Annotated in this window: 21 protein-coding genes; 13 read left to right on the top strand and 8 right to left on the bottom strand. The window is 51.6% G+C overall.

From position 1 onward, the window contains the following. Positions 1-2: 2 nt before the first annotated feature. Complete coding sequence (locus HPT30_RS26325) at positions 3-1,370, bottom strand: YheC/YheD family endospore coat-associated protein (protein ID WP_175374247.1); 1,368 nt, start codon at positions 1,368-1,370, stop codon at positions 3-5. Positions 1,371-1,502: 132 nt separating this feature from the next. Here HPT30_RS26325 and HPT30_RS26330 point away from each other — a divergent pair, with 132 nt between their 5' ends. Continuing rightward, positions 1,503-1,847 (top strand): YlbF/YmcA family competence regulator, encoded by a 345-nt coding sequence (locus tag HPT30_RS26330; protein ID WP_175374248.1) that lies wholly within the window; start codon positions 1,503-1,505, stop codon positions 1,845-1,847. Between the two features lie 657 nt (positions 1,848-2,504). Here the strand turns inward: HPT30_RS26330 and HPT30_RS26335 are convergent. Then, entirely contained in the window at positions 2,505-3,080 is a 576-nt protein-coding gene (locus tag HPT30_RS26335) for an LURP-one-related family protein (RefSeq protein ID WP_175374249.1), read from the bottom strand. 210 nt (positions 3,081-3,290) lie between these two features. On the opposite strand from HPT30_RS26335, the gene HPT30_RS26340 reads away from it, so the two are divergent. Then, entirely contained in the window at positions 3,291-3,569 is a 279-nt protein-coding gene (locus tag HPT30_RS26340; protein ID WP_175374250.1) for a hypothetical protein, read from the top strand. Positions 3,570-3,748: 179 nt separating this feature from the next. Then, positions 3,749-5,083, top strand: coding sequence for a DRTGG domain-containing protein (locus HPT30_RS26345; protein WP_175374251.1), 1,335 nt, complete (start codon positions 3,749-3,751; stop codon positions 5,081-5,083). Positions 5,084-5,783: 700 nt separating this feature from the next. On the opposite strand, the gene HPT30_RS26350 is transcribed toward HPT30_RS26345, so the two are convergent. The 3 genes from HPT30_RS26350 to HPT30_RS26360 form a co-directional block, all read right to left on the bottom strand. Next, entirely contained in the window at positions 5,784-6,125 is a 342-nt protein-coding gene (locus tag HPT30_RS26350) for a YtpI family protein (RefSeq protein ID WP_175374252.1), read from the bottom strand. A gap of 93 nt (positions 6,126-6,218) precedes the next feature. Then, positions 6,219-6,722, bottom strand: a complete 504-nt coding sequence (locus HPT30_RS26355) for a sporulation membrane protein YtrI (protein WP_175374253.1) — start codon at positions 6,720-6,722, stop codon at positions 6,219-6,221. A 1-nt stretch (position 6,723) separates the two neighbouring features. Further along, positions 6,724-7,050, bottom strand: a complete 327-nt coding sequence (locus HPT30_RS26360) for a YtrH family sporulation protein (RefSeq protein ID WP_066374406.1) — start codon at positions 7,048-7,050, stop codon at positions 6,724-6,726. Positions 7,051-7,193: 143 nt separating this feature from the next. Between HPT30_RS26360 and HPT30_RS26365 the strand changes: the two genes are divergently transcribed. The 6 genes from HPT30_RS26365 to pyk all read left to right on the top strand — a co-directional run bounded on the left by HPT30_RS26365 (position 7,194) and on the right by pyk (position 15,499). After that, the gene (locus HPT30_RS26365) at positions 7,194-10,862 is read left to right on the top strand and encodes a DNA polymerase III subunit alpha (protein WP_175374254.1); all 3,669 of its coding nucleotides are present in this window, start codon (positions 7,194-7,196) and stop codon (positions 10,860-10,862) included. Positions 10,863-10,936: 74 nt separating this feature from the next. After that, entirely contained in the window at positions 10,937-11,443 is a 507-nt protein-coding gene (locus HPT30_RS26370) for a phosphatidylglycerophosphatase A family protein (RefSeq protein ID WP_175374255.1), read from the top strand. A 146-nt stretch (positions 11,444-11,589) separates the two neighbouring features. Beyond that, positions 11,590-11,778 (top strand): glutamate decarboxylase, encoded by a 189-nt coding sequence (locus HPT30_RS26375; RefSeq protein WP_175374313.1) that lies wholly within the window; start codon positions 11,590-11,592, stop codon positions 11,776-11,778. 73 nt (positions 11,779-11,851) lie between these two features. Further along, positions 11,852-12,745 (top strand): acetyl-CoA carboxylase, carboxyltransferase subunit beta, encoded by an 894-nt coding sequence (gene accD / locus HPT30_RS26380; protein WP_175374256.1) that lies wholly within the window; start codon positions 11,852-11,854, stop codon positions 12,743-12,745. Beyond that, positions 12,746-13,747, top strand: a complete 1,002-nt coding sequence (locus tag HPT30_RS26385) for an acetyl-CoA carboxylase carboxyltransferase subunit alpha (RefSeq protein ID WP_175374257.1) — start codon at positions 12,746-12,748, stop codon at positions 13,745-13,747. 330 nt (positions 13,748-14,077) lie between these two features. After that, a complete protein-coding gene (gene pyk, locus HPT30_RS26390) occupies positions 14,078-15,499 on the top strand; it encodes a pyruvate kinase (RefSeq protein WP_175374258.1) in 1,422 nt (473 codons plus the stop codon). A gap of 142 nt (positions 15,500-15,641) precedes the next feature. Here the strand turns inward: pyk and HPT30_RS26395 are convergent, their stop codons facing one another. Continuing rightward, positions 15,642-16,406 (bottom strand): G1 family glutamic endopeptidase, encoded by a 765-nt coding sequence (locus tag HPT30_RS26395; protein WP_175374259.1) that lies wholly within the window; start codon positions 16,404-16,406, stop codon positions 15,642-15,644. Between the two features lie 101 nt (positions 16,407-16,507). Between HPT30_RS26395 and HPT30_RS26400 the strand changes: the two genes are divergently transcribed. The 3 genes from HPT30_RS26400 to HPT30_RS26410 are packed head-to-tail and all read left to right on the top strand — an operon-like array spanning position 16,508 to position 18,657. After that, the gene (locus HPT30_RS26400; protein WP_175374260.1) at positions 16,508-17,683 is read left to right on the top strand and encodes an MFS transporter; all 1,176 of its coding nucleotides are present in this window, start codon (positions 16,508-16,510) and stop codon (positions 17,681-17,683) included. A 42-nt stretch (positions 17,684-17,725) separates the two neighbouring features. Next, positions 17,726-18,262, top strand: a complete 537-nt coding sequence (locus HPT30_RS26405) for an acyl-CoA thioesterase (RefSeq protein WP_175374261.1) — start codon at positions 17,726-17,728, stop codon at positions 18,260-18,262. Next, the gene (locus tag HPT30_RS26410; RefSeq protein ID WP_175374262.1) at positions 18,259-18,657 is read left to right on the top strand and encodes an FxsA family protein; all 399 of its coding nucleotides are present in this window, start codon (positions 18,259-18,261) and stop codon (positions 18,655-18,657) included. Before HPT30_RS26405 ends, HPT30_RS26410 begins: the two co-directional genes overlap by 4 nt. A 959-nt stretch (positions 18,658-19,616) precedes the next feature. Here the strand turns inward: HPT30_RS26410 and HPT30_RS26415 are convergent. Together HPT30_RS26415 and ytvI are read right to left on the bottom strand one after the other, a co-directional pair. Next, a complete protein-coding gene (locus HPT30_RS26415) occupies positions 19,617-19,814 on the bottom strand; it encodes a hypothetical protein (protein ID WP_175374263.1) in 198 nt (65 codons plus the stop codon). Positions 19,815-20,017: 203 nt separating this feature from the next. Further along, on the bottom strand, positions 20,018-21,133 hold the full coding sequence (gene ytvI, locus HPT30_RS26420; protein ID WP_175374264.1) for a sporulation integral membrane protein YtvI: 1,116 nt from the start codon (positions 21,131-21,133) through the stop codon (positions 20,018-20,020). A gap of 399 nt (positions 21,134-21,532) precedes the next feature. Here ytvI and citZ point away from each other — a divergent pair, with 399 nt between their 5' ends. Next, on the top strand, positions 21,533-22,645 hold the full coding sequence (citZ, locus tag HPT30_RS26425; RefSeq protein ID WP_175374265.1) for a citrate synthase: 1,113 nt from the start codon (positions 21,533-21,535) through the stop codon (positions 22,643-22,645). Positions 22,646-22,714 lie beyond the last annotated feature (69 nt).

Here is a 22,714-nt window from a genome sequence, read left to right on the forward strand (position 1 = left end):
CCTTATAACCCGGCCAGGTAACGGCAGTACAGAACCATTTGTTTGACGGACGGTCTTATTTTTTGATCGTTCAGCGGTGTGTTGTCGTTCTTGGATGGCTTGGAGTTCACTTCCAAAAGCCAGATCCGGCCGGATTGGTCGAGAGCCAGATCGATTCCGAGTTCACCGAAGTGAGCGGGGATATAACTCTCTATCCCGCGGGCTATAGCAAGGGCGGCTCGGGGCAATCCGAGCTGCACACTGTCCTTCACACCGGAAGGAAGGCTGCTTTTGTTCACCGCTTCCCGGACGGTGCTGAGAGTACCGCCCCGCGCCAGATTCGACACGAAATGATTGTTGCCAGCCGTACGGGCGACGATGGAAGTAACACCCCATTTGCCAGTGCCATTCTTCTGCACCAGAGCCCGGAAATCGACAGGCCTCCGACCCAGTTCCATCAGCGGAAGGCCCTGCTGGATTTGGTAACGGGTGCTTTTCATTTTGGGGGCGATGGCCTGAAATAGTTTCGTAAGACTGGGATAGGACTGCTTGCGGGTACCCATAGGTGTGGTGGACTGCAGCCGGTATCCGCCGCCTTCTTCCCTGGAAATGCGGAGGATACCCTTGCCTAGACTTCCGCGTACAGGTTTCAGGAAGACGCTCTGGTAATGACTGCACATTCTCTTCAGAACGGCAGAACCGGTCAGCATATGAGATTCAGGCAAGTACCGCTGCAAGGAGGTATCCTGTTTCAATGCTTCGAACACCTCTGTTTTGTCAAGGAATTTTTCGTTGAAGAAATGTGTGCCGTAGCGTGATTTTACATCGGCCAGGAAATGCTGTACGCTAGGTTTGTTCTCTACCTTGCGCGTGGTGAGTCGGTTGTTGATGACATCGGCAATGGGCAGACTTCGCTTACGCCAGCCCTCTTCGTATACCCAGCCCTGAATGGAAGAACTGGGTGTCTCCAGCGCTTCAGGGGTAATGAAATATACATAGGCTCCCTGTGCATGGCAGGCATTGGTCAATTCCCGGCAGAACATCGTGATGGCTCCAAACAGCCGATCGGGCTGATCGGGATAGTGGCGGCTGACAAGAACGCCGATCAATGGTCCAAGCCGGAGGGTGCGGCTGCCCGTGCTGTAGGAGACGTTAAGTTTATGCCGGAATTTAAATCCGGCCCGCCCCGCCAGCCCCTCACTTATGCGCAAACCGTCGGACTTTGGAACCGGAATGACGGTTACGTCCTGCCGGAATGAGCCGAAGGCGAGCTGAAGCGTACCGTGTGCCGGAATTTTCAATCTTTTCATGGATCGGTCTCCAAGCATGAGGGCATTTTCCTGCAGGATGCTCGATTGGACCGTTTGGACAGGGATCTTGAGCTTAGACATCTTGGATCTCCTTCCGGTAGCATGATGCCGGCAAATTGATAGCTAAGGGTTGCATATCATTCATCATATGGAGACATCTGACCCTTGGTGATTGACCTATTTTTTTAATAACAATCTAGGAGGAATGAAGTAATGAACGTTTATGACAAAGCACATGAATTGGCACGGGCCATCAAAGATAGCAGCGAGGTGGCAGATATTTCTGCAGCGATGAAGCTGGTTGATGCTGACCCTGAAGGTAAAGCGATGCTGGAGAGCTTCCGCCAGAACCAGGCAGAAATGCAGCAGCGTATGATGAGTGGAGAGATGCCGGCACAAGAAGAAATGGAGAAGATGGAGAAGCTGTTTGAGGTGCTGAACCTGAATCTCGGCATCCGTCGCCTGTTTGATGCAGAACGTCGCCTGAGCGTAGTAATCGAGGACGTGAACAAGATTATTACGGAGAGCTTGCAGGAGCTTTACGGAGAACTGGGCTAATTCCTTAGCGTTCTACGTGTCATATGTAAAAAAGGGTACTCCCCTCGGCGAAAGCCTGGGTAGTACCCTTTTTTAGTGAGAAAATACATGAGAATACACAGCAAAGAGGTTCACGTCATTATTCCTGCTTGCTAAAATAACCTGACCAAACAATTCGTTCAGAAGGTTAAAGTTGCCTGTGGGAGCTAACGAACAGTAGGTTTAAGGCTGTACGTGTAAGCAAACGTTATGTAGGTTGAAGACTGCATATGTGGGCTAACCACTGGAGGTCGAAGACTGCATATGTGGACTAACGACTGTAGGTTGAAGACCACATATGCGGACTAACCACTGTAGGTTGGAGACTGCACGTGTGGGCTAACGGACCGTAGAGTCGTTATTTGCTCATAAAACTACTCCTGAAAAATGTAATGGACACAGGTGACGTTATTTCGTCCCCAACAGCGGATTTTGAACAGCATTTCTACGCATAGGGTCTCTGGGGTCCGTTAGCTTCTTGAAGGGGGGAATCTCTAGTCAATAAAGTCTTTGGAGTCCGTTATCGGAAGAAGCAGGCACTAATTTTGAGATAGATTCCACTTTGAGATGGACCCAACATAGTTTAGTGTGCTCATAGACAACTCTGACAACAAACCGTAATCAAAGAAGTTCACTCGTTTATTCCTGCTTGTTCTCAATAGCACAGAGCAGAATGCCCGCAGCTATGCCGAGCCTTCGGTCGATCATGGTTTTTCTGTCGTCCGCGAAATCGGCGGTCACTTTGGACACGAACGGATTGAAGTTCCGGCGGAACACTGGAATGGATATCCCGTCTATCACGACATTGTAATTCTGGGGAATGATAGGGAAGATTCGACACAGCAGCGCCATAGCGATGCTCTCCTCCTTGATTTTTCCGATCTCCAGGTCATGGCTGTCGAGGATGGTCCATTCGTCCTTTAAAATCGATTTGAATCCCTTGCGCCGCAATGCACCGAGATGTTCTCCGGTTTCCGTGTCATGAACATCATAGGTGGCCCCGAAGTCGATGATGCTGCGGGCTTTGATGCGCAGAAGTTCTTTGTACATACTCTCATCCGTATAGATGGAGATGTCTTCCTTGAGTTTGAACGCTTTAAGATGGGAGTACAAGACCAGCTCTCCTGCACTGTCATAGATATGGAGTTTGGCCCCCAGGACGGAAAATACTTTTTTACGAATAACGTATTCGGTATGGGTAAAGGCTCTGTTCATGGCATTCCACGCCTCTCTGATTGGATGAAGTGCAGCTGTCGTTATGTACTATAGAGCTATACCTTCTTCAGTAACAGATTATACCAGTCCTGAAAGTCAAAGATAAGTTTTTTGTAGACTTGTCTCATATTTCCGGCTTTGTGTTCATAGAGTAGAGATATAGATTCACACGGCCACTGTGAATAAACTTTGAACAAGGAGCTGTTTTCCATGAAAAAAAGAAATAAGTTCAAGCACAGTCTTTACCTGATCATGGCGCTGGCTATGCTGCTGTACGCTATTCCGAAGCTGTCGCTGGCTGGTGGGCCGAGCTGGGTGTTCGGATTTGGGGTTGTTTGGTCGGTCTTTGCTTTTCTGGTCATTGCTGCTCATCTGCACTTTATTATTGGGGTGGATGAGGAGAAGCAGAAGCGGCTGGAGGCTGTACGTAAGGAGAAGATTGCAGCCTGGGGCCGTTGGTATGAGGAGAAGAGAGTCGTGCAAAAATGATAGATTGCCGCAGGACAACCCCCTGAATTCACCATAATGGTGAGCGCAGGGGGTTTTTGAGGTTGATGGAGTATCCCGGATTTCTCTCTGAACGAGCCCTGAAACCCTGTTGAACTAGGGCTTTCTCCCCGTGTATAATAGAACAGTATAGTACAGATCGGGTCATGGGGGTGTAACAGTTGGAAGGTCAAGGCGATGCAATTACCAAACATGAACAGCTGCTGCAGCACATTGAAAGTCTAAAGGTCGGTACCAAGATATCGGTCCGCAAACTGGCAAAAGAATTGGCCGTCAGCGAGGGTACGGCGTACCGGGCCGTCAAGGAAGCTGAGAACCTCGGCATTGTAATTACCAAGGAGCGGATCGGCACCGTTCGGGTGGAGAAGAAGCCGCGTAATATTTCCGAGCAGCTCACCTTCGGAGACGTTGTGGATATTGTCGAGGGCCATGTGCTGGGCGGCGCGGGCGGCTTGAACAAGCATTTGCATAAGTATGTCATCGGGGCGATGAAGGTCGACGCGATGATTCGTTATATCGATGCAGACAGCCTGCTGATTGTCGGGAACCGTGATGATGTCCACTCGCTGGCGCTGGAACAAGGGGCCGGGGTGCTGGTCACGGGGGGCTTTGGAACAAGCCGGGAGGTTAAAGCACTGGCTGACCAGTTGGATCTGCCGGTGATTTCGTCCAGACATGATACCTTTACAGTCGCATCAATGATTAACCGGGCGATTTTCGACAGGCTGATTAAGAAGAAAATCATGCTTGTGGAGGATATTCTGGATAGCAGGCCCAGGCTGCATACGCTGAAAATATCCAGTACAGCCGGTGAACTGCTTCAGCTGTCCCAGGACAGCGGGGAGCAGCGGTTCCCGGTAACTGATGAATGGAACCGCGTCATTGGCATCATCGGCCGCCGCGATGTGGAGACCCTGACGGCAGGGCAAAATATTGAGAAGGCGATGATTCGTAATCCCGTCACTGCCGGGCTGCAAACCTCCCTGGCCTCAGCGGCTCAGATCATGATGTGGGAAGGGATCGACTTCCTGCCGATTGTGGACCGCAACCGCAAGCTGGTCGGCTCACTGACTCGTAAGGAAGTGCTGCAGAGCTTGCGGGATGTCCGCAATCAGCCGCAGCTTGGCGAGACCTTCGACCATCTCATCTGGAACGGATTCGCGGAAGAGCGGGACGAGGAGGGGCATTTGTTCTTTCACGGCTTCATCACCCCGCAGATGGCAACGGATCTTGGGACGATATCGGAGGGAGTGCTGTCTACGCTGATGACCCTGTCTGCGTTCAAGGCGGCCAAGGACATCACCGGCAATGACTATGTGCTGGACAATATGTCGACCTACTTCATCCGGCCGGTACAAATTGAGCATTCTGTAATTGTTATGCCGAAGCTGCTGGAGAGCAGCCGCCGGACCTGCAAGATCGAGATTGAGATCAGCCACCAGGACACGCTTGTAGCCAAGGCTGTGCTGATGCTGCAATCGATCGACCACGGATAAGGGCGACTGGCTCTGAAGGTACAGGTTCCGGAGATGAATTATAAATAAAAGGGGACCGTGCACCTCCGTACAAATGTAGCGCAGCATGGTGGGTGGGCTAGTCAGAGTCAGAGCAAGGCGCGTCCTCACGTCCTACCTTTAAAGCTTGGCTCAAAGTAGGCCCTGAGCTTACCTCTGATTTATCTGGAAATTATACCGTTAATGCTGCCCCTTTCAAGGGTTTTGCTCGAATTAAAGGGAAATTCTCCAGCTATTTTTCCCTTGTATAAGAAAATCCAGAGGGATCATTGAGATTAACAGGAGTATTTCCGTTATTTTTTGGAAACCCTCTATTTTCGGAAAATTAACGGGAGAATATCCAGTTATTTAAGCGCTGAATGACATCCATTTCTACTTTACCGGATCTGCACGGCTGAAGGCCGAATGGTTCTGGCTTACTCATCATTTGCTCAAGCAGGGGAGGGCGCCGACCAGAACATGGGAGGGCGTCAACCAGAACAGGGGGCGCCGACCGCAACAGGGGAGGGCGTCGACCACAACAGGGGAGCGTCGACCAAAAATAGAACATGGCGGGTTCAGGAATTCTCCTGAGCACCGCCATGTTCTATTTTTCGCATTATTTTTTAAGCTGATGGACATCTCACCAAGGAATATACCTAGTTTGGGACAGCCCCATTTAACGTATGCATTCTGCTCTTAATCAGCGTTTAGAGCTCGCAGAGTGCGCTGTGGCCTTGTCTTCGGCCGCTATCTTGAGACGGCTGTAATGCCCGAAGCTGCGCAGTCCCGAGAACAGATTGAAGATGCCGATGATCAGGAAGGCAGCCTCGACAATGATGCCGACGGTGGAGCCGCGGTAGAGGAACATGGACATCATGGCCAAGGTTAAGAGCATCGCGCCCAGCAGCATATTCATGAAGGATTTTTTGAGTCCGCGATCCACGGGGTCCGTGCTGCGGCGGGAGGCGAAGCTGTAGTAGGCCGCGCCTATAACGAAGGCGACCAGCAGAATGAATAGTGTGTACTTGACGAACATAATCATGGTCAGGCAGCTCCTTTTCAGGTCTACGAGAGTCGGTTTGCAGGGTTCGAGGATGAACGCCTGCCGCTGCCTTTTATTGTATCATGATTGTCCTCAGCTGCGCTTGTAAGGATTAATTTCCACCCAGATTTGCAGCACGCCTTCCATGACGAGCATTGTGCGGATGCGTACGGCATATTCCTTCTCCCGCACAATGTAGATCTTTCCGTCCAGCAGAAGGCGGGCCAGCTTGCCATCAGTATCAATTTCGAACATGCTGCGGCCACGCATCGGTGCGAGGTCCTTGCTCATTTTACTGATGATCTCCTTCACGATGGCCGGATCCATCACGGGTTCGCCTTCTTTGATCTTGCCTTCCTCAGCGCGCAGCTTGATCTCCCGGATAACCGTAGAGCTATTGTTGTATTTCTTGAGAGTCTGAATATCTTTGCGGTATTGATCAATCTGGAGTAGCAGATCCTGATTCTGCAGCCACAACACATTATAGGTCATATGAAAAATCGCGTTGTATACAACACCCCCTACGACCATCCCAACCACAAACACGGCGGTAATCTGGGAGAAGCGGCGGTAGCGGTGAAAGGGCGGAATCCTCACCTCACTGCCCCCTGCCGCAGACCCATTTGACCAGTTCACTTCCCATATGAGCGCCGAGGAAAGCGAATCCCAGATACAGGACCTGCTTGATGGCGGGGGATAGGTTACCGCCCAGCATGTTGCTCTCGATGACCCGCATGGGATCGATCGTTCCACCCACTGCGGCGGCAAGCGCCCAGATTTTGATCCGGTCAGCAACCTCCAGCATTGTCAGTGTTGGCGGCTGGAGGGAGACGACAGCACCGATGCCCCCGAGCATCGCCCCGCCCAGGACAATGCCGCAGGCAATAAAGAAATCAAGGATGGCCTTGCTCAAAAAAATGCTCATATTAGCCCCTTTCTGGAACGCAGCCATCCTCTGACTCGGCCTGTCCCTATGCTCTCTCTCCATTCTATGGGCGTGTCCCCCTCTAATATGATAAAATAGTTTCATAATTATGTTTGATTTTTGGAGTGGAAGGAAGTGGGATCATGAGCTCTTTCGTGCATTTGCATGTGCACAGCGAATACAGTTTACTGGACGGAGCGGCGCGGATTACCGATCTTGTGCGCCGGGCCAGCGAATACGGCATGACATCGCTGGCGCTTACGGATCATGGAGTGATGTACGGGGCCATTCCCTTTTATAAAGCTTGCCTAGCGAAAGGCATCAAACCTATCATCGGCTGCGAAGCCTATTTGACGGCTGGTTCACGCCGGGAGCGGGGTAGCCGCAAGGACCAGCCCATTTATCATTTGATCCTGCTCGTTAAGAACGAGATCGGGTACCGAAACTTGATGAAGCTGGTCTCTATCGGACATCTGGAGGGCCATCACTATAAACCGCGGATAGATATGGATGCCCTTGCCGCACATGCGGAGGGCATTATTTGTCTCAGTGCTTGTCTGGGTGGTGAAGTACCGCAGCATCTGCTGCATGGCAGGGATGAAGAAGCGCGCCGGGCGGCGCTGCGGTATAAAGAGATTTTTGGCGAAGACTTTTATCTAGAGCTGCAGGATCATGGCATTGCGGAGCAGAAGCGCGTGAATCCGAAGCTGATTGCGCTTGCTGCGGAATGCGACATTCCCCTTGTGGCAACCAATGATGCCCATTATCTGACCAAAGCGGATGCTGAGGTGCAGGATGTACTGATCTGTATCGGCACTGGCAAGACCGTGGATGACGAGGAGCGGCTGAAGATTGGCTCCAATCAGCTGTATCTGAAGAGCGGAGAAGAGATGGCGGCCTTGTTCCCGCATGTGCCGCAGGCTATTGCCAACACGGCTGTGATTGCAGACAAGTGCAATCTGGAGCTGGTCTTTGGCAATCACATTTTGCCAGCATACTCGCCATTGCCGGAAGGGATGGATACTGCTTCCTATTTGCAGCAGCTCTGCGGAAAGGGACTTGAGGAACGGTACGGAGATACGCCATTGTGGGAATCGCCGGAACAAAGAAAGCAAGCCGAAGAGAGACTGGCCTATGAACTGGGTGTCATCGGGAACATGGGCTTTAGCGATTATTTCCTAATTGTGTGGGACTTTATCGCTTATTGTCACCAGAAGGGTATTGCCACCGGGCCGGGCCGGGGTTCCTCCGCAGGCAGCCTGACAGCCTATGTGCTGCGGATTACCGATGTTGACCCGCTTAAATATAATTTGCTCTTTGAGCGCTTTCTGAATCCTGAACGGATCACCATGCCGGATATCGATATCGATTTTAGCGACGAACGGCGTGACGAGGTTATCAGCTATGTCGTGGATAAATACGGCAGTGAGCATGTGGCGCAGATCATTACGTTCGGTACGATGGCTGCACGGGCGGCAGTGCGCGACGTGGGCCGGGTGCTCAACCTGCCTTACGGCGAGGTGGATAAGGCTGCGAAGCTTATTCCGGGTCAACTCGGCATCAGCATTGCCCGGGCGCTGGAGACATCCCCGGATCTGAAGGCGATGTATGAGACTAACCTGAGAACACGGGAACTGCTGGATATGGCGATGAAGGTCGAGGGTATGCCACGCCACGCTTCGACCCATGCTGCAGGGGTTGTGATCTCCAAGGGACCGCTGACGGATGCAGTACCGCTACAAGAGGGCAATGAAAGTACAGCCTTGACGCAGTATTCCATGGAGCATTTGGAGAGCGTTGGTTTGTTGAAAATGGACTTTCTGGGCCTGCGGACCTTGTCGATTATTGAGCGGACGATGAACTGGATCAAGGAAATGACTGGCAGTCCACCTGATTTCCGGTTGATTCCAGACAATGATCCCGGGACTTATGAAATGCTGGGAGCCGGGGAGACCACAGGGGTCTTTCAACTGGAATCGGCTGGTGTCAGACGGGTGCTGAAGGATCTGAGACCAAGCGGTTTTGAGGATGTAATTTCAGTTCTCGCGCTGTACCGTCCGGGTCCAATGGAGTTCATTCCGAAGTTTATCGCCGGCAAGCATGGTCATATAGAGGTGGAATTCCCGCATGCTGATCTGGCGCCGATTTTGTCGGATACGTACGGCATCATTGTCTATCAGGAACAGATTATGCAGATTGCCTCCCTGATGGCAGGCTTCTCGCTTGGAGAGGCAGATCTGCTGCGCCGTGCGGTGTCGAAGAAGAAGCGGGAGACGCTGGACAAGGAACGCAGTCACTTTGTGCAGGGCAGTCTGAAGCAGGGTTACACCGAAGAGGATGCCAACGCCGTATATGACATGATCGTGCGCTTTGCGGATTACGGCTTCCCGCGCGCTCACGCAGCCGCTTATGGTGTACTGGCTTTCCAGACAGCTTATCTGAAGCACCATTATCCGGTGCAGTTCATGGCATCCATGCTGACTGCAGTGATGGGAACCCACCGGAAGGTGGCGGAATACGTGCTGGAATGCCGCCGGATGGGAATCGGTGTTACGCCGCCGGATGTCAACGAGAGCGGCGTGCTGTTCACTCCGGTGTCTGGTGAGGACGCGGGGCATATCCGCTTCGGCCTTGCCGCTGTGAAGAATGTCGGCACACTGGCCGTGGAGAATATTATGGAGACCCGCAAGGAGCGTCCGTTCGACAGTTTGCTCGATTTTTGTCGACGTGTGGATCTGCGGGTCTGCAACAAGCGGGTGGTGGAATCGCTGGTGCAGGCCGGTGCTTTCGATCGTCTTCCTGGGCATCGGGCTCAGCTTTTGGCTATGTTGGATGAGACAGTGGATGCGGCAGTAAAATGGCGCAAGGAGCGGGACGAACTGCAGATCCAGTTGTTCGATGATCTGGTCGAGACTCCCAATTGGGAGATTCGCTACCCTGATATCCCTCGGTTCTCAGTAGGACAGCAGCTGGAGCTGGAGCGCGAGCTGCTGGGCTTGTACCTGTCCGGCCACCCGCTGGACGACAGTGCAGGCTTGCTGGAAGAGCAGGGCATCCAGCGGCTGATGGACCTCAGCGAAGTCCCGGACGAGAGTCAGACTGTCACGGCCGGAATGGTCGTGTCTGTTAAGGAAATTACGACGAAGGCGGGCAAGGCCATGGCCTTCATCGAGTGGGAAGATCAGATCGAGCGCTGCGAGGTCGTATTGTTCCCCGAGGTGTGGAAGCGAAGTCGCAGCCTGATCGATAAAGGCGCGCTGCTTGCCCTCCGGGCCAAGGTGCAGCAGGAAGACGAAGGCTTCAAGCTGCTCGCCGAGGAGGTCGCGCCGCTCTCGGGTGATGCGCTGCGCGGTCTGCTGCAGCGCCGCAATGCTGCCGCGGCCCGCACGCAGGGCGGGGGCCGCTCCGCAGCTGCGGGGCGGACGGCAGGTTCCGCGCCGTCCCGCGGCCCTGCGGCCGCAAGTGCCGTCGGCGCCGCCGGTGGACCGGCCGGAGCGCCTCCAGCCCCCCCGCCGTCGGCGCCTGCGCCAGCGCCGGGGGGGCCTGTGGCCTCCGGACAGAGCCGTCCGCCGGCCACAGAGAACGGTCAGCGCGTGTTCATCAAGATCACGCCGCATACCGAGGAGTCAGGCTTGCTGCCGCGCCTGAACGGGCTGCTTCAGGCCCATCCGGGGCCTGTGGCAACCGTGCTGTTCTACGAGCGCTCGCAGAAGCTGCTCGCGCTCAGTGACAGCTACCGGATCGATCCCTCTCCGGCCCTGCTCACAGCCATTGAAAGCATGCTGGGTGCAGGTACAGTGAGAATAAAATAAGAACATTTCACTCCTTTTTCGCATACATTTAGGAAACCACATGGCATATCCTGTGCGGAAAGGGGAACATCATCATGTCATATCAGGAGTTTGCAATAGATTTACTGGAGAGCCGAGGCGTAACCTTGTCGTCCATCGCCAAAATTGTATATACCTTGCAGTCTGCATACTATCCCGCCTTAACGGAGGAAGAGTGCCTTTCAAGTGTGAGAGCGGTCCTTGGCAAGCGGGAGGTACAGTATACGCTGATGACAGGAATTGCACTGGATGAGCTGGCGGAGCAGAAACAATTGCCGCAGCCGCTGCAAGCTGTGCTGGAAGCCGATGAATCGCTGTACGGGGTGGACGAGACGCTAGCGCTTGGCATTACCAGCGTGTACGGGATGATCGGTCTCACCGGATTTGGGTACCTGGATAAAATAAAGCTTGGCATTATCGGCCAACTGAACGATGATAAAGGCAGGATTCATGTGTTCATGGATGACCTCGTGGCGGGCATTGCCGCGGCGGCCTCTGCGCGGATTGCACACCGTCACGAAGGGGCAAAAGTCTATCCTGGCCCTACTGGCAGCGACCAATAAACAACGGATGATTCAGAGCTTACCGGTCTGCCCTGGTCTTCCATTCCTGGCGGGTGTCCTGTTGCGGGGAAAAAGAGAACTGTGTTATCATGATTCCATTATACGGGATACGGGTGGGAATTAAGATTGGGGAGGCCTTGCAGGGCATGTGGACGGTAATCTATATCGCGCCAACCGCCAGAGTGGCGGATATGATTCAGAGCAAGCTTACGGAAGAAGGATTTCTGGTGAAATGCCGTCCGGTAAATATGTCCAAGCAGCAGTTTGAGATTCTGGTGCCTTCAGGGGAACTTGAAGAAGTGCAGGAAGTCCTTAATCTGATTTTGCATCCCTGAATGATTATTTATAAAGCAGATATGACAGCGGCAAGCTGCATAACTCAAATAAACGGCTGAAGAGGTGCGACCCTTGTTCAAAGATTTATTTCAGAAAAAACGGAAGTACGCGACGATTCCTTCAGAGCGTCTGGAGCGAAGCGGCGGCCCGGTGGAAGGCGAACGCCCCAAACGGGAGATTCCTGAAGGACTGATGAGCAAGTGCAGCAAGTGCGGCACGATCCAGTACAGCAAGGAACTGGAGAAGAACCTCAAGGTCTGCCCGTCCTGCGGGTACCATATGCGACTGAACGCTTCTGAGCGTGTAGCAATTACACTTGACCCGGAAGGGTTTATTGAGTTTGACAGCGAGATGACTTCTGTTGATCCACTGGAGTTTCCAGGTTACGCTACCAAGCTGGAGCAACAACAGCTGAAGACAGGACAACCCGATGCCGTCATTACCGGGCAGGGATCCATTGAAGGCCAGCCAGTCATTGTAGCGGTGATGAATTTCGAGTTCTTCACCGGAAGTATGGGTTCGGTTGTCGGAGAGAAAATTACCCGCGCTATTGAAGAGGCGACGGAGAGAAGACTACCGCTCTTGATCTTCTCGACCTCTGGCGGTGCGCGGATGCAGGAGAGCATTCTCAGTCTGATGCAGATGGCGAAGACCAGTGCTGCACTGGCTCGCTTTAGCGAAGTCGGAGGGCTGTACATTTCCATTATCACCGACCCGACAACCGGCGGTGTATCCGCAAGTTTTGCCAGCCTTGGCGATATTATTATAGCGGAGCCGGGAGCTGTCTTCGGCTTTGCCGGACGGATTGTAATTGAGCAGACGATCCGCCAGAAGCTGCCGGATGATTTCCAGACGGCAGAGTTTAACCTGCAGCACGGCCAGCTGGATCTGGTGGTACACCGCAAGGAAATGCGTGCCACACTCTCCAAGCTGCTGGAGCTGCATAATGTGAAAGGGGGAGTTTAGGTGGCAGGAGAGTTGCCTTTTGAATTGCCCCTGGTTGAAATGCGTAAAAAAATCGCTGAGTTGAAGCAATTTGGTGAAGAGAAGGGTATCGATTTCAGCGATGAGGTTGCACGTCTGGAAGATCGTTACCGGGTGCTGGAGAACGAGGTGTACTCCAATATTTCTCCATCCCAAAAAATGCACCTGGCCCGGCATCAAGGCCGGCCGACTTCGCTGGATCTGATCAATCTGATCTTTACTGATTTCATCGAGCTGCACGGTGACCGGATGTTCGGTGATGATCTGGCTGTCGTAGGCGGGATCGCCAAGCTGAATGGCCTGCCAGTGACCGTAGTGGGGCAGCAGCGGGGGAAGGACACGAAGGATAATATCCAGCGCTTCTTCGGCAGTGCCCACCCGGAGGGCTTCCGCAAGGCGCTGCGGCTGATGAAGCAGGCGGATAAGTTCAAGCGTCCAATCATCACATTTGTGGATACCAAAGGCGCCTATCCCGGCAATACCGCTGAGGAAAGAGGTCAGTCCGAAGCGATTGCCCGCAATTTGCTGGAGATGTCCCAACTTAGTGTTCCTGTAATCTGTGTGGTGATTGGTGAAGGCGGCAGCGGAGGTGCACTCGCGCTGGCTGTCGGGAATCGCGTACTGATGCTGGAGCATGCCATCTATTCAGCGATTTCCCCGAATGGTGCGGCGTCCATCCTGTGGAAAGATGCCTCCAAGGCAGATGTGGCAGCTGAAGCGATGAAGATTACAGCGGACGATTTGCTCGCCATGGAGGTTATCGAGGAGATCGTGCCGGAGCCGAAAGGCGGCGCACATCGTGATTACGAGGCGACGGCAGTAGCGATCAAGGATGCGCTGTGGCGTCATTTGCAGGAGCTGTCGGATCTGGATTGCGGCGAACTGAAAGAGGATCGTTATCTTAAGTTCCGCAAAATCGGCGAGTTTTCCGAAGCCCAGCAGGAGCAATTGGTACTGGAAGAAGAAGTGCTTAGCAAGGAGTAATACCCTGCTTTTTATTTGCACTTTCTGACATATTATAATTTTGGAGCGCCACGTTGCTGGAAGTTTCCATTAACCATTTTATACCATTGAAATAATCCTGGTGTCATGCCGGGATTATTTTTATTTTGAGGGCATTTTCTGAAAATTCGACGTGAAATTACAGCAAAAAGACGCTGGAACATTGATTTTGTGTCTGAGTTGCAGTAATATTCATAAGGGCGAAGTAAAAGGTACATGTGATAAAGTTCCTATTCAAACCACAAGCCTTATAGTAGATTCTGTAGTTGGAAAAAGTGAGACAGAGAGAACGAAAAAACGGAGGATAACCTAATGCGGAAAAGTAAAATTGTATGTACGATCGGTCCTGCTAGTGAATCGTTGGAGAATATCAAAAAATTGATTTTGGCTGGTATGAATGTAGCCCGTCTGAACTTCTCCCACGGCGATTTCGAAGAGCACGGAAACCGGATTAAAACCATCCGTCAGGCATCTGCGGAACTGAACAAGACGGTTGCAATCCTGCTCGATACCAAAGGACCGGAGATTCGCACAGGCAAGCTGGAAGTAGAACCAATTGAACTGGTACAAGACGAGTATCTGACACTGACTACGGAAGAAATTTTGGGTAACCAAAACCGTATCTCTATCACATACAGCGAACTTCCTAACGATGTTCAAGTGGGTTCCACAATTCTGATCGACGACGGCCTGATCGGCTTGACTGTTGTCGACATTCAAGGCACAGAAATCAAGACCCGTATTGTCAACGGCGGAACGATTAAGAGCAAGAAAGGTGTTAACGTGCCTGGAGTTGCTATCTCGTTGCCTGGTATTACGGAAAAAGACACCAACGATATCATTTTTGGGATCGAGCAGGACATTGATTTTATCGCCGCTTCCTTCGTTCGCAAAGCTAGCGACGTTCTGGAAATCCGCGAGTTGCTTGAGAAGCACAACGCTTCCCACATTCAAATCATTTCCAAAATCGAAAACCAACAAGGTGTTGACAACCTTGATGAAATTTTGGCAGTTTCCGACGGCCTGATGGTTGCCCGTGGTGACCTTGGTGTGGAAATCCCTGCTGAAGATGTGCCATTGGCTCAAAAGCTGATGATCAAAAAATGCAACGTGGCTGGCAAACCAGTTATCACAGCTACTCAAATGCTGGATTCCATGCAACGTAACCCGCGTCCTACCCGCGCTGAAGCAAGTGACGTAGCGAACGCAATCTTCGACGGAACGGATGCAATCATGCTCTCCGGCGAAACTGCTGCAGGGAAATATCCAGTTGAATCTGTACTGACTATGTCCCGTATTGCTGAGAAAGCGGAATCCGCTCTGGATTACCGTGAAATCTTCAATAAACAGCAATTTGCACAAGAAACAACTGTAACTGAAGCGATCAGCCAATCCGTTGCGATCTCCGCACTGGACTTGAACGCTAAGGCAATCATTTCTTCCACGGTAACTGGTCATACTGCACGTGTAGTTTCCAAATACCGTCCAAAAGCACCTATCATTGCCGTGACAACACAAGAGAGAACTATGCGTCAATTGTCTCTGGTATGGGGCGTAACACCGGTTTACGGACAAGTAGCAACCTCTACGGACGAGCTGCTTGAAACGGCACTTAAAGGTGGTAAAGATTCCGGTCTGGTACAAGGCGGCGATCTCGTCGTGATTACTGCAGGTATTCCACTGGGCCGTTCCGGTTCCACAAACCTGGTTAAAGTGAGCCAAATTCCTAACTAATAAGGCTGTATGGGGCTTGCCCCTACCGCAGGTTGATCCATGTCAAAAAGCAATGGTGCATGCACCATTGCTTTTTTTTCAAAGTATAGCCCCATATGCATGGGGTTATTTTCACGTCCGGATTGCTATGATTTGTGGTATCCTAGTGGGGCCGATGTCTAGGAATGGAGCGAGATCGAACGGAGCTACCCATACAGGGGGACGGTCTTTTGTGCCGGTAGATTCTTCTGACGGTAAAAGCATCGCCACAGGCGCTGGGACAAGAAGGTATAGCAATCGTGATCTTGTTCTGGAGCATAATTCCGCCCTGTGCCGGTGTGAGCTTCACTCGTTTGCCGTTGATCCGGCACCGATTGAAGGGAACTTGGCTTACACGGGCGAGCGCCGTAATTCGTCCGCTAACCTTTGGGGCTTCCAAAATCCATTCGGCGGAGCTTTGCGGTCCGGTGTAGCACTGGTGAGTTCGAAAGATCCATTTCCGGGTCAGATTACGGAGCGTGATGCACCATTTAGTACGGCTGATCTTGATGATGCTGGCCTGCATGGAATCACCGGGTGATACCGGTAGTGGAATAATAGTCTCAAATGCCGGTAGGATTTCCCACCAGGCATAATAATGCGCTTTTCCGTTCTCGAAGGTATGACCTGTCCCCGTCTGAATCAGGTTGCTGTTCCCGAAGCCGTCAATGCCAATCCAGGCAGACGAATAGGCTGCACGGGCGGAGGGCTTGACGAAGGGAACATGCCATTCGCCGGAAATTCGATGATAGGCTCCTTTTTTACCCCTGATCGCATATCCGCTCCAGTTACTGGAGGACCAGCCGAACCCTTTGTTGCGAGCCTGTGATATATATTTTTTATCTTTAATACAGGGCTGATGGCGCTTGACAGAAATGCTATGATTCATAGATTCACCACCTTCATTGGTTCTGTTGTATCTAATGCACCAAAGAAATACGAGGCATGGGTGTTCCGTTAAAAATAGGATGGAGAGGACTTTTGGCATACATGGAAAAACTTCTGAAGCTGCGCAGCTTCTATCTCTTTCTGGGGCTGGCTGGCGGCTCATTCGGCTCGTATCTCACGCTGCTGCTCGTCCACAACGGGCTTGACAGCAGCCAGATTGGCATGCTGATGGCCACTGGCACCTTGATCGCTATTGTGATCCAGCCGATGTGGGGCATTATTTCCGACCGGTATAACCAGACACGGCTTGTGCTTATCCTAAGTGTAGCTGTACCGGCTGTGTTGGCTGTTTTTTATCAGTCCGAATACTTCTTCGTACTGCTCCTGGTATATACCATTGCCACGATATTCTCCTCCACACAGGCCCCTATCGCCGATTCTTACGCCATTGCGGCAGCGAATAGGGTGGGATCAAGCTATGGCAGCATTCGCCTCATGTTGAGTATAGGAGCAGCTGTAGGCGGGTATCTGGGTGGCAGATACATCACTGCGTTCTCTGTGTCGACGATTTGGCTGCCGTTTATGCTGTTCAATCTGGTTGCGGTCCTGATTGCCTTGACGTTGCCTAAGCAAGCTGATGAAAATCATATGATGAGCCAGTCCTTCTCCCAAGGAGTGCGCAAGTTGCTCGGCAACCGGGTGTTTCTAGCCTTTCTTGGCGGCAGTTTTCTTGTCAATCAGACGATGGCTGCGTTCGGAACCTATTTCGTGCTTGCTTTCAAAACAGTCGGCGGCTCCACCAGCTCTGCCGGTATTGCTTTGTTTATTGCCTCTGTCACTAATGTGCCATCCATGCTGTACGCCTCCAAGGTGATCCGCAGATTGGGCCGGGAACGCACACTGCTGATCGGGGCGCTAATATATGTGCTGCGCTGGGGCATTCAAGTGGCATTTCCGTATCCGTCAGTTATGATCGGGGTACAGGTGCTGCATGGGTTGTCGTTTGGTCTGTTCTATATTTCAGCGGTGGAATATGTATCACAGATTACTTCGGCAGACATGCAGGCTACAGGGCAAAGTGTGTTCAGTATGGTTTTCTCCGGATTTGCCGGGATCGTCGGCAACCTGCTGAACGGATTTCTGTTGAATCAGGGTGGGGTTATGGCGATGAATGTAGCGTGCATGGTAAGCTCAGCGGCAGGCGCAGTTTTGCTTATTTATGTATCAAGGAGTGCGCGGCGGAAAATCAATATACCCGCAAAAGGGCTTAGTGCCTGACGTCAGCGTATTTTTATTAAATAGAGAGAGGAGCATTTCCTTATGGCTTCACGTGATCTGGGAACATCCAGCCCTTGGTACGGAACAGTTTTCCGTGTCCGTTATCAGGAAACTGATCAAATGCGCGTGGTCTACCATGCCAATTACTTGAACTGGTTCGAGACCGGCCGTACGGAGATGTTTCGCCAGCTTGGCTTTACGTACCGGGATCTTGAAGATAGAGGGGTACTTCTTCCTGTCACCTCTGCAGATTTGCAATTTAAAAGTCCGGCGCGCTATGATGATCTTATTCTCGTGTGCGCACGCCTGACGACCTTTTCACAGCTGAGAGTCGTTTACGAATATGAAATTCGGCGGCTGCCTAAGGAAGGGAGTAATTCTGTCGGTGATCCTGACTTTTATGTAGGGATGAAGGCGCCGCTTTATGCGGGTAATCACCCCGGTGAACTGCTGGTTACAGGCTCTACAAGCCATGTCTGGCTGAACCGGGAATGGAAGCCTACAAGGCTGGACAGAGCCCTTCCGGAGCTGTTTCACGCGATTACAGGGACGCTGCGGGAAAAGGGGGGATCAGTATGATGAGGAACAAATGGCTGTGGGCTGCATTATTTATTATCCCGGCCGTGGAATTATTCGGGTTTATCTATGTTGCAGATTTTCTCGGCGCACCCAAAACATTGCTGCTGATGCTGACAACCTCAGTGATCGGCCTTGTGATGATGCGATTTGAAGGAAAGAAAGTGCTGCAGGACAGCAAACGGCATGTGGAGGAGGGGCGTGTCCCCGGCCGCACCATGCTGGACGGCTTATGTATTTTTTTCGGCGGGCTGATGTTGATTCTGCCGGGCTTCATCACCGATATCATTGGATTTACACTGGTGTTTCCATTGACACGGCCGTTATATCGGACCTTTCTCCTGCGATGGATTGAGAAAAAAATGAAGAACGGCACCTTCACGTATTACCGCCGATAATCGGCTTGGCCTGACGGGCTGTGCGGAGAAGAACGCATAGTCCGTAAGTCTGATCATTCGTTGTGAATGAAGCAGGAGAAGAAGAAACGATAGAAGCAATAGGGATTAGTTGTAATTTTGTACCACTCATAAAATGAATTTTCGCGCGTGCAAAAGGCCCCCATCCTCCAGAATTGTGGAAGAACAGGGGCCTTTTGTTCAGAGTCCGTGCTCTTGCTAAGAGCAGATTACGAGATAATTAAAGTGAAATTAATATTCAAACAGAAGACCGCGTGTTTTTTTGGTGAAGTTAGGATTTAGGATGCAAGCTTCCTAGTACCTGCACCTCTATTTTTAACAGCGAAAAATGGTCTATCCTCCCAAATAAGAGCATTTTTGTACCTTATTTTTCGAAAAAATAAGTAAATGAGGGAAATAAGGGCATTATTGTATCTTATTTACGAAAAATCATGCTGAAAGGGGCTATTGTGGAAGAATTAAGGTACAATATTGCCTTTAATCTCCACCTAACCCATAGCTGCAAAAGATTTAAGGTGCAAAAATGTCCTTAATTACATTTCGGTAACATTATAATTCTTCGCCTAGCCTAAGAATCGATGTCGCTCCGGTGAGGATAGCACTTTTGGTTGCACTTGCCTTTAGATTTCTTATATTTTACTGCTTGTAGTGGTTTAAATCTAGAGAAAACTATGTTTGCGGCTGGATTCCCTATAGAAAGCTTTCAGGCGAACGCTTTCGCTCACACAGTTTCCGATTACTATTCTCAATCTCCGATCTTCACCCCCGATCTATGCATCATCCATCTTTCCGCAGTATTCCCGCTTACCGCAGCATACCCCACGTTCCGGGGCATACCCCACGTTCCTGGGCATACCCCGCACTCCTGAGCATACCCCGCGTATCTGAGCTACCCCGCGTTTTAGCTACCCCGCGTATCTGAGCTACCCCGCGTATCTGAGCTACCCCGCGTTTTGAGCTACCCCGCGTATCTGAGCTACCCCGCGTTTCTGAGCTACCCCGCGTATCTGAGCTACCCCGCGTATCTGAGCTACCCCGCGTATCTGAGCTACTCCGCGTTTCTGAGCTACTCCGCGTTTCTGAGCTACCCCGCGTTTCTGAGCTACCCCGCACTCCTGAGCATCCCACACTTTTCTCATCGTTTCTTTCCATCCATACTCCCATCTTCATTTTCATCCTATCATTTACTTTGCACGCTCTGAGACTGCTTACCTTCATTGGAACCAGTCCGTGACCATGGTTCGCATGTGCTGGGCATTAGCCTGCAACAATTTGCGTTCACCGGAGCGAGCCCATGACTATGGTTCACATGTGCTGGGCATCAGCCTGCAACAACTGGTATTTATCGGAGCCGACCGCTGACAATGTAGTTGTGCAACACGTGGAAAACACCGGCCCGATTGAAAGCATTTAACATCACAAGGAGGACAGGGCCGAGTATCAGTCCCAGCATCCCAAACAGTTGAAGGCCGGCGAACATGCCGATCAGCATGGCGAGCGGATCAAGCCCGACGCTGCTGGCGAGGACCTTCGGCTCCAGTACCTGGCGGGTAATGAGAATGATCCCGTAGAGCACCGACAGGCCGATACCAAGTGCCAGATTGCCGGTCATGTAGGAATAGACTAACCAGGGAATCATAACGATGCCCACCCCAAGATAGGGAAGCAGATCGACAATACCGATCATGAGCCCGATAGCAAACGCTGACTTCACACCCAGCACCACTAAACCGGCAATGACAATGACTGCGGTGATAGAGATCAGGATAAACTGTGCCCGGATGTAACCGAACAATGCCTTGCGCAGATCCTGCCAAATATCCGAGACGGGCTTGAGCAGCGGCGCAGGCAACCATTTGGTTATTCGACCGTTATGACGCTCCCAACTGGTGCTGAGGAAGAATGCAGCCAGGACGACCACAACGGTAATGGTGCCGACGCTGGGCAGGGCGGAGATCAGTTTCAGAATGATGTTGAAGAACCCTGTCACGAGTTGGGTCACAGCGTAACCGACCGTTTCGGTGGTACGGCTAATATTGCTGTCGATGGTGGCGTGATAGCCGGGATTGTCCTGATAGAACTGGTTGATTTGGTTGATAATATTCTGAATACTGGCGTTGCGGCTCCAGGATAGTAACAGTTCCCGCCACTGGTCAGTATGTAAATTGAAGGTCTGCAGCAGCACGATCAGCTCCTTGACGAGCCGTGTAATCAGTGCGGTCAGTACCAGAGCGGTACCTCCAATATAAAATAGCAGCGACAGCGAGACGGCGAGCCACCCGGGAAGCTTTAGATCCTTAAGCAGAAGTACCAGCGGGTGCATGATATAGGCGAGCAGCCAGGCCAGCAGCAGAGGGTAGAGGAGGGGGAGCAATACATAGGTGGCCAGCACCAAGATGACGGCAGCCAGAACTACCCACAGGCCGCGCAGGACTCTTTTTAGCACCAGTCGGTCCATATGTGGTACCTCCTTTTCTCTGGCGCAAGGGTAACCTTGCAGGATGGGAATGCTCGTACTATGTATATTCATGGAGCAACGATAAAGACTAAAAACAGCAGATGAAAAGGATGAAAAAATCGCCCCTATACACTGAAAGCGTAATCATGAAACAGTGTTTCATATTTATTTTTCTATCTCTCCGATAAAATCATTTGATGCGCGGGTAAGCTTCCACGTTGTTCACATAACCGTCAAAATCCGTTATGATGATTATATGATGTACTTCGAGGCGTTTCTTTCTCCGCATACGACCGTTTTTAATGCCTTTATTACCTAATGTTTTAATCCTTCAAATTGTAAATGTTTTCATGAACCCTAATGGCGTTTATACCCTTGTTGGCAAAGGAGAGATGTACTATGACAGCTATCAAAGGCCTGGAAGGCATCGTCGCAACCACTTCTTCCATCAGCTCGATTGTGGATGGTGTGCTCACGTACCGCGGGTACGATATTGACGATCTTGCGGAACATGCTACTTTTGAAGAAACCGCTTTTTTGCTATGGTTTGGCAAGCTACCGACAGCCGCTGAGCTGCAGGTGTTGCAGCGTGATCTTAGTGCATTCGCACCGGTTCCGGAGCAGGTTATTGCCCAAATGAAGCTGTATCCCAAAGATGCCAGCACAATGGCTGCACTGCGTTCTGCGGTCTCAAGCCTCGCCCTTTATGATGAGTCGGCAGACGATATGAGCCGTGAAGCTAACCGAATCAAGGCGGTGAAGCTGCAGGCACAAATTCCGACTCTTGTTGCTGCACTGTCACGTATCCGCAAAGGACTGGAGCCTGTAGCACCGAAGGAAGGCGTCTCCATAGCCGAGAACTTCCTGTATATGCTCCGTGGCCAGGACCCGGATGAGATTTCTGTCAAAGCGCTGGACACTGCGCTGGTGCTGCATGCTGACCATGAGCTCAATGCGTCCACTTTTGCTGGGCGTGTGACTGTAGCAACCCTTTCAGATATCTACTCTGGCGTTACCTCCGCGATCGGTGCCTTGAAAGGCCCGTTGCACGGTGGAGCGAATGAAGCCGTTATGAAGATGCTGGAGGAAATTGGCGGTATTGAATCCGTAGAGCCTTACGTGCGCGGCAAGCTGGAGCGTCGTGAGAAGATTATGGGCTTCGGGCACCGTGTCTACAAGAACGGAGATCCTCGCGCCAAGCACCTGATGAAGATGTCCCGGGAGCTTGGAACTATGAAAGGCAATACTGAGCTGTACGAAATGTCAGTGAAGATCGAAGAATTGATCACCGGCGAGAAGGGCCTGAGACCTAACGTCGATTTCTATTCCGCTTCCGTCTATACCCAGCTGGGCATTGAGCGTGAACTGTTCACGCCGATCTTTGCCATCAGCCGGACATCGGGATGGACAGCGCATATCCTGGAGCAATATGAGGATAACCGCCTGATTCGTCCGCGTGCAGAGTACACCGGTCTGCTAGAGCAGACATACGTTCCGGTCGACGAAAGATAGGGCGGCCTTGCAGGCCGCTCCTCTCTTTTAGTAGAATTAGAGCCAAGCGTACGCGCCGTAATTTTTAAA

The organism is Paenibacillus agri (assembly GCF_013359945.1).
Taxonomy (GTDB): Bacteria; Bacillota; Bacilli; order Paenibacillales; family Paenibacillaceae; genus Paenibacillus_AQ; species Paenibacillus_AQ agri.

Bases quoted from the DNA above. Each gene is read 5' to 3' on its own strand.
- HPT30_RS26325 (WP_175374247.1), bottom strand. From the start codon at position 1,370: ATGTCTAAGCTCAAGATCCCTGTCCAAACGGTCCAATCGAGCATCCTG.
- HPT30_RS26360 (WP_066374406.1), bottom strand. From the start codon at position 7,050: ATGAGCATTTTTTTGAGCAAGGCCATCCTTGATTTCTTTATTGCCTGC.
- HPT30_RS26340 (WP_175374250.1), top strand. From the start codon at position 3,291: ATGAAAAAAAGAAATAAGTTCAAGCACAGTCTTTACCTGATCATGGCG.
- ytvI (WP_175374264.1), bottom strand. From the start codon at position 21,133: ATGGACCGACTGGTGCTAAAAAGAGTCCTGCGCGGCCTGTGGGTAGTT.
- HPT30_RS26365 (WP_175374254.1), top strand. From the start codon at position 7,194: ATGAGCTCTTTCGTGCATTTGCATGTGCACAGCGAATACAGTTTACTG.
- HPT30_RS26395 (WP_175374259.1), bottom strand. From the start codon at position 16,406: ATGAATCATAGCATTTCTGTCAAGCGCCATCAGCCCTGTATTAAAGAT.
- HPT30_RS26405 (WP_175374261.1), top strand. From the start codon at position 17,726: ATGGCTTCACGTGATCTGGGAACATCCAGCCCTTGGTACGGAACAGTT.
- pyk (WP_175374258.1), top strand. From the start codon at position 14,078: ATGCGGAAAAGTAAAATTGTATGTACGATCGGTCCTGCTAGTGAATCG.
- HPT30_RS26415 (WP_175374263.1), bottom strand. From the start codon at position 19,814: ATGAGAAAAGTGTGGGATGCTCAGGAGTGCGGGGTAGCTCAGAAACGC.
- HPT30_RS26330 (WP_175374248.1), top strand. From the start codon at position 1,503: ATGAACGTTTATGACAAAGCACATGAATTGGCACGGGCCATCAAAGAT.
- HPT30_RS26410 (WP_175374262.1), top strand. From the start codon at position 18,259: ATGATGAGGAACAAATGGCTGTGGGCTGCATTATTTATTATCCCGGCC.
- citZ (WP_175374265.1), top strand. From the start codon at position 21,533: ATGACAGCTATCAAAGGCCTGGAAGGCATCGTCGCAACCACTTCTTCC.
- HPT30_RS26400 (WP_175374260.1), top strand. From the start codon at position 16,508: ATGGAAAAACTTCTGAAGCTGCGCAGCTTCTATCTCTTTCTGGGGCTG.
- HPT30_RS26335 (WP_175374249.1), bottom strand. From the start codon at position 3,080: ATGAACAGAGCCTTTACCCATACCGAATACGTTATTCGTAAAAAAGTA.
- HPT30_RS26375 (WP_175374313.1), top strand. From the start codon at position 11,590: ATGTGGACGGTAATCTATATCGCGCCAACCGCCAGAGTGGCGGATATG.
- HPT30_RS26350 (WP_175374252.1), bottom strand. From the start codon at position 6,125: ATGATTATGTTCGTCAAGTACACACTATTCATTCTGCTGGTCGCCTTC.
- HPT30_RS26370 (WP_175374255.1), top strand. From the start codon at position 10,937: ATGTCATATCAGGAGTTTGCAATAGATTTACTGGAGAGCCGAGGCGTA.